Genomic DNA, 4,565 nt, shown 5'->3' with positions numbered 1-4,565 from the left:
CCGGCATCAGCACGAGCCAGCCTCCCTTGTTGCCCGACCTGATGCGGGTGGACCCGGCCGCGGCGAGCAAGGCGGCTGGATCGCAGCGTGGCACGGATGGTTCTGGAAGTGGGACCGCTTCGACCGTTTCGAACAAGCCGGAGAGCCAGGCGGGAACATCGGCTGCCAAGGGAGCGGCCGGCAGCGAGAGCGGCCAGCAGGCCAAGGACGGCACAGGTGAAGCCGCGACGCCGGAGGAAGGCGCCGCGGAGGCGCCGGCCGAGAGCCTGTCGACCATGGCAGCAACGGCGGCGGCAAGCGATACACCCGGGGAGGATCCCCTGAAGGCGATCGCCAGTGCGAGTGCGCTGGCGACCAAGGCCGAGCCGGCCAGTTTCAACGGCTCCTTCACCCAGTCGGTGTCGATCGGGGTGCCTGTTTATCATGGGCTCGAGCCCAAAGTGTCGCTGCGCTATGATTCCAATGCCGGCGCTCGGGCGGGGGGCTATTGGGCCGGGCTTGCCGGTGTGGGCTTTTCTTTGTCCGGCCTGTCGGACATCACCCGTTCGTCGGCGGTGGGCGGGGCGCCGCGCTATGCGGATACGGACGAGTTCGTGCTGGACGGCGATCGGCTGGTGGCTTGCACGGCGGGGATGACCAGCCCGGCCTGCACCACGGGAGCGTCCGGAGCCGGGGTGAGCTATTATGCCACCCGGGTGGAAAGCTTCGTACGGGTCAAGCGCATCGTCAGCGGCACCACCACGAGCTGGGAGGTTGCGGCCCGGGACGGCACGGTGTCGAGCTATGTCTCGCCGGCCTCGGTGCCGGGCTGGTACACGAACGGGGCGGCGCCTTCCACCGATGCGCAGCTACGCGACGACACGCGCTGGCTGCTGCGCAAGGTGACGGACACCCATGGCAACGAGGTTGTTTACGACTATGCCTGCGTGGGCGATCCGGTCTGCTGGCCGGCCTCGATCAGCTACAACGGCACGCGCGTCGCCTTCAACCTGGAGGCCACCAGCGGGGCGGCCAAGCTGAGCCAGGCGACGGGCAAGTCGATCGCCACGCTGGACAGGCGTCTGGCTTCCATCGACATCACCACGGCGAACAACCGGGTGCGGGGCTATAATCTCGACTATGAGCTCAGCCCGGCCACGGGCTACTCGCGCCTGACCGCGGTCACCCAGTTCGGCCGCGATGCCAGCCTCAGCCAGAACCGCCTCTCCGGCGGCACAAGCCTGCCGCCCATCACATTCGGGTGGAGCGGGGCCGTACCTGGCGCAGATGTATGGAGCAAAAATAATACGACTCTCTTCAACGTAGCAATATACAATAAAGACGTAAATGGTGATGGGATTCCGGATAAGATTTTTTTTGGCAAGAAGCCTGGAAGTATTTCGATCAATGGCCAGAAGTGTTATTATCTGGAAATAACGGAGACGGCAACGAAGTCGCGCCCTGCAAGGACGACTTCCCAGAACTTTGGCTGTTACTGGACGACGGGGAATGCCGTAACCAGTGTAGGATTTCCTCAGGTTGAAGATCTTAATGCAGATGGGCGACCAGACTTGGTCGTGGCCTTTTGGACTACTTATAATGATCCAGATTCCGGCTCATCGTATACCACCCTCTCGATGCGGGTATTACAGGGCAATAGCAATGGTACTTTCACCGATCTGAATGTCTCGGTAAATGGAAACACCTATTTAAACGTAGAAAGAGTTCTCGATGTCGATGGCGATGGGATAAAGGAGCTTCAGGTCGCTGCGTGGCATGGGCCATCTCAAACCAATCCTGAACTTATTTATATGGGAACTTACATTATTCACCCGTTTGGAGGGACGACGGCTCTTGCACCCCTCCAAATGCCGCAGCGTCCACAAATTATAAATTCGAACCATTTCATCGGCGATACATATGCCGATCTTAACGGAGATGGTAAGTCTGATTACTTCGTCGCTACTTCAAAGAATGGGACCATTCGATTTACGTCTTTTTACTCCAATGGCAATGCGTTCTCTCAAGCCAATGTCGGGGACTTTTCTGGTAATTTTGCATTTTTTAACGAAGAATCTGTCACTCGCATTTATGGATCCTCACCTTTCGTCGTCGCGGATGTCAACGGAGACAGTAAGGCCGATATTGTCACCTTGTTGGAGACACCGGTTGCACGCACTTATGATGTTGCAGTTTTTCTTTCGACGGGAACAGGATTTGAACGGCAGATCTGGACCAGAAACATTCAGTTTGGAGATTGGTGCGCGGGGGTTATAGTTTTCGTCCCCTCGACGGGAGGTACAGGAGGAAGTACGTTCGGTTGCTTTCCTCTGCTGCTCGCGGGCGATTTCGATGGCGACGGCCGACAGGACATTGTCCTCAACAATCATGTTTCGCCCAATCCGCCGGCCGATATCGTTTCAACGTCGACATCCACGATATTGCTGTCGCGCGAAGGAAGCTTGGGCCAAGGCGAATTTGTCGCGGTTCCAGGGCAATTTCCGACAATCGGCACCATAGCGGACGTGAATGAGGACGGGCGTGACGATCTCGTCGCGGGTGCTTTGCGAAAATTTCCAAATATCGCTAGTCCTTATCACGTTGAAAACGGTGCTAATTATTTTGCCTTAGCTACGGCATTCCCTGATCTGTTGACGACGGTTAAGGGGCCGTTGGGGGCGAGCGCCGCGATCGCCTACAAGCCTTCGAGTTCCTATCCGTGGCTGGCAGTTCGCCCTGCGGGCAGCGTTTCGCCCTCGATTCTTCAGACGGTGTCGTCCGTGACGCGGGATGACGGCCGCGGCACGGTTGGTACGACGGACTATTCCTATTCGAACGCGCTGTACAATGCGGCCGAGCGTCGTTTCCTGGGCTTCGGCATGGGGGTTGCGCTGCTGCCGGCCAATGCCGGGGAGACAGGGCGGCCGCGCATCGACTACACCTTCGACCAGAGCCTGGCCACGGCAGGCAAGGTGTTGAAGACCGCCTACAGCACGCAGGACAGCACCACGGTGCTGGCGCGCGAGGCGGAGAGCTGGAGCGTGATGACCACGGCCGGGCTGCAGGCGAACTGGCCGCCGGTAACGGGTACAGTGCCGGCGCTGACGTTGCCCTATACCGCCTTCAACACGGGATCCGAGAAGCAGGAGATCGTGGCGGGCGTCACGCGCCGGAGCAGTGTGTCTCGGACGTATGACGCGTATGGCAACGTCACGCAGTTGCTGGAGAATGGCGACGCGGACGTGGCGGGCGACGAGCGGGTCACGATCAACGACCATGCACCGAACACGGGCGCCTTCATCACCTCGTTGCCGTGGCGGACGCTGGTCTACAAGGGGACCAGCAATGCCGGCGTGTTGATGAGCGACACGCGCACGCTCTATGACGGGGCGAGCGAGGCGACGCCGCCGGTGAAGGGGGACGTCACCAGCACGCGGTCCTGGCTCGATCCGGGCAATCGCTGGCTGACGACGTCGGCGAGCTATGACGCCTATGGCAACAAGGTGTCGTCGACGGACGGGTTGGGCAACCGGACGGAGACGCTGTACGATACCACCTATCACCTGTTCCCGGTGGAGGAGCGCAACCCGCTCTATGTGCAGAACGGAGACACGCGGCAGAAGACGCAACCGATCACCGATCCGGTGTGCCAGACGCTGACGGGGATGATCGACCTGAACGGGCAGACCACGAGCTATGGCTATGACGCCCTGTGCCGGATCACCTCGGTGACCCAGCCCTTGGGGGCGTTCAAGACCTTCGCTTACAACGCAATCGGCAATGCCCAGAACCAGTTCATCCAGGTCGAGACAGCGGGGGCGGCGGGGCAGGGGAACATCTGGTCCCAGATCATGTTCGACGGCTATGGCCGGGAGGTGATGACGGCGGCGCGCACGGCCGATCCGGCCCATGCCAGCGTGACGCATACGGGTTATGACGCCCGTGGCAACAAGGCGGCGACCTCACTGCCCTACTTCTACCAGTCGAGCGAGCAGCCTCAGCTGACCCTCACCCGCTTTGACAGCCGTGACCGTCCGATCAAGGTGACGAACCCGGACAACAGCTTCAAGACGATGAGCTATGAGGCGGCGGATCCTGCGAGCGTTACGGGCGCCTTCCTGCAGACGACGACGACGGACGAGCTGAACCGCAAGACGGTGGCGGTGAGCGATGCCTATGGGCGGACGGTGCGCCAGACGGCCTATAAGCAGGGCCGGGCGCTCCACCGCACGCTGGGCTATGACGGGCTGGGCCGGTTGACCAGCCTGTCGGATCCGGCGGGCAACAGCTGGACCAATGTGTTCGACACTTTGGGCCGGCGCACCTCGGTGAAGGATCCGGACCTGGGGACATGGAGCTATGTCTATGACGATGGCGGCAACCTCCTGACGCTGACGGACGCCAAGGGCCAGAAGACGGGCTACAACTATGACCGGCTGAACCGGGTGACCGGCCAGATCATGCGGTCGGATCTGCCCAATGGCGATCCGCAGCGCGACAATATCGGCTTCCTCTATGACGAGGCGCGCTCGGGCGCCTTCAATGTCGGCAAGCAGACCACGGCGGCCAACAAGCATGCCTGGCTG

1 protein-coding gene is annotated in these 4,565 nt (G+C 60.8%); it reads left to right on the top strand.

The window, feature by feature from the left end; all coding sequences use genetic code 11:
- Positions 1 to 26: 26 nt before the first annotated feature.
- Positions 27 to 4,565: FG-GAP-like repeat-containing protein (locus tag AB4037_RS34325; protein ID WP_441774628.1), on the top strand; the 4,539-nt coding region annotated here is incomplete at its 3' end.

Origin of the sequence: Labrys sp. KB_33_2, from assembly GCF_052114505.1 — a bacterium.
Lineage (GTDB): Bacteria > Pseudomonadota > Alphaproteobacteria > Rhizobiales > Labraceae > Labrys.
Note: the sequence above shows the minus strand (reverse complement) of the source record. Positions and strands in the feature narration are given on the sequence as shown.